Origin of the sequence: Neisseria sp. Marseille-Q1983 (assembly GCF_018224585.1) — a bacterium.
In the GTDB taxonomy this organism is placed as follows: domain Bacteria; phylum Pseudomonadota; class Gammaproteobacteria; order Burkholderiales; family Neisseriaceae; genus Neisseria; species Neisseria polysaccharea.
The window spans coordinates 1-2,339 of record NZ_JAGTUI010000089.1 but is presented as its reverse complement, the minus strand read 5'-3'; the positions used below and the strand labels follow the sequence as shown (position 1 = coordinate 2,339).

Here is a 2,339-nt window from a genome sequence, read left to right as displayed (position 1 = left end):
TCAGGTACTATGAGCCTGATGCGGGGCGGTTTGTGAATCAGGACCCGATTGGGTTAGAAGGTGGATTTAACTTTTACGGATTTGCGCCGAATGTTCAAGTATGGATTGATCCGCTTGGATTATCGAAAAATGCAATTCAAGTATCTATGAACAAAGCCTTACCTGATGTTGAATCACGTGGCGTACATGTCAATGTCAAACAGGGAAGAAAGTCAATGCATATAGAAATAGTCGGCAAAAAATTACCAGATGGGAAATTCAAATGCTCTTATGAACTTGCAGACCCAACCGCAAAAAATATAAAGGAAAATAACCCTTCCCAATGGAAAAAAATCGTAGAAGCTGTTGATGATTTTGTACAAAATCCAAAAAACAAAGCCAAATTGAAAGATGTTGCTGAAGCAGCTGTCCAAAACTTTCCAAATAACACGAGAGATTTCTCTACTACTTTAAAAGTATTAGGAGGATAAGATGGCAGCTAAAATTTTTAAAATAAGAGATTTTTTTAAAAACGGTACTTTTTTAAAGGATTTCGCAACCGAAAATATATCATGCTTCCTAAAAGAGAACAGCAATGAGTCATTTGGAAAGAATATTGTAATGTATTACTTTTATTTTAAGGGATATTATATATCTTTTATATACGATGAAAGTAAAGGAATACTTAAGGGAGAACAAATAGAAATCTCTAACCATAAAAAAATTAAGAGTAAAAAAATAACTTCTATATTAACATTTGAAAAATTGAAATTAAGCAGATTGAATGAGGATATACATTCCATATATCAAGATGATGATGAGCTTGTCGTTTTTCTTCGAAATGGATTGAATCTCTACTACAACAAATTTAATAAGAAAAAATTTCTACTTACAAAAATAATTAGCCCAGACGAAAATTCTAGAAAGTTAGTAAAATCTACTATGAATATATTTTCTGAATATTAACCATTATAAAGCAAGCGTAGCAAGCAGTAGCCCGCATGAAACCTCCAATACCGACGTAGGGTGCGTGCGGTACGCACACGGTTTCCGCTTTTTAGACGGCCTCAAAACCTTCCTTTGAGGCCGTCTGAAAAGCGAAGAAGTTTCAGAAACGTCATTCCCGCATGATTTAAGCGGGAACGGCCTCGAAGAGGAAACCGGGTTTGTTTGGGACGGCAGCCATTTGCTGCAGGAAGTCCACCCGGACGGCAGGTATACCTATCTCTACACCGACCAAGACTCCTACGAGCCTTTGGCACAGGTACACAATTGGACAACCGAAGACGGCGAAAGCCGCCAACAAATCCACTACTTCCACTGCGACCAAATCGGCATTCCGAGAGAGATGACCGATAAGGACGGCAATCTGGTTTGGTTCGGGGATTATTACGGTTGGGGCAAACTGAGGAGCGAAACGAACGTAACGGGAACGGCGCACCAACCCTTCCGCCTGCAAAACCAGTATTGCGACCGTGAGACGGGGTTGCACTACAACTTCTTCAGGTATTATGAGCCGGATGCGGGGCGGTTTGTGAATCAGGACCCGATTGGGTTAGAAGGTGGATTTAACTTTTACGGATTTGCGCCGAATGTTCAAGTATGGATTGATCCACTGGGGTTATGGGGAGCATTTTTAGCTCGAGTAATACCAGTAGTTGTTGGTGCTATTTCCAAATTAGCATCAAAGTTAAAATGCGGAAAGTGTGCTGCTGCAATACCTAGAACAGTCTCATTTAGCGGCAACCAACTTCAGAAAAAATTTAAACATGCTTCTGATTTTGGTATTAGAGGTAATTACTCAAAAGCTAACGCAGAAGCATTTAAACAAGCAATAGAAAAGCATATCCAATCTTCTAGTACCTCAGTAATTCAAGGCACTTATAGAGGAGAACCAGTGCTTCACTTCCTTAACAAATCTAATGGGTTAAACGTTATAACCAAAAAATCTGGCGATTTTATAAGTGGTTGGAAATTAAATCCCGGTCAGTTACAAAATGTAGTTTCTCGAGGAGCATTATAATATTATGGAAATTAAAAAAGAGTCTAACGACTATATTATTAAATTTAACAACCATGAAGTCTTAGTTTTTTTTGAATGGCTTGTTAAGTTCGTTGAAAATAATGAAATTATTGATGAAGCTGAGCAAAAAATACTATATGACTTAGAATGCTTATTAGAATCCACATTAGAAGAACCTTTTATGGAGAATTATAAAGATCTAATACATATAGCTAAAAAATCTATTATCAATAATTAGCAAGCTGTAGATTGAGACGAGCCTCAACAAATTGGTTAAGGCCCAAATCTTCAAAAAAGACGGCAGCAAAGAAACTTGGGCCTACACCTACGATGCCTT

4 protein-coding genes are annotated in these 2,339 nt (G+C 37.9%); all 4 read left to right on the top strand.

All coding sequences use genetic code 11. The annotated features are described in order from the left end of the window. Positions 1-470: RHS repeat-associated core domain-containing protein (locus tag KEM39_RS11760; protein WP_249182772.1), on the top strand; the 470-nt coding region annotated here is incomplete at its 5' end. Position 471: 1 nt separating this feature from the next. Further along, complete coding sequence (locus tag KEM39_RS11130) at positions 472-945, top strand: hypothetical protein (RefSeq protein ID WP_025457357.1); 474 nt, start codon at positions 472-474, stop codon at positions 943-945. 220 nt (positions 946-1,165) lie between these two features. Then, entirely contained in the window at positions 1,166-2,002 is an 837-nt protein-coding gene (locus KEM39_RS11755) for a colicin D domain-containing protein (RefSeq protein ID WP_249182770.1), read from the top strand. Between the two features lie 4 nt (positions 2,003-2,006). Then, a complete protein-coding gene (locus tag KEM39_RS11120; RefSeq protein ID WP_004694822.1) occupies positions 2,007-2,240 on the top strand; it encodes a hypothetical protein in 234 nt (77 codons plus the stop codon). The last annotated feature ends 99 nt before the right edge of the window (positions 2,241-2,339 follow it).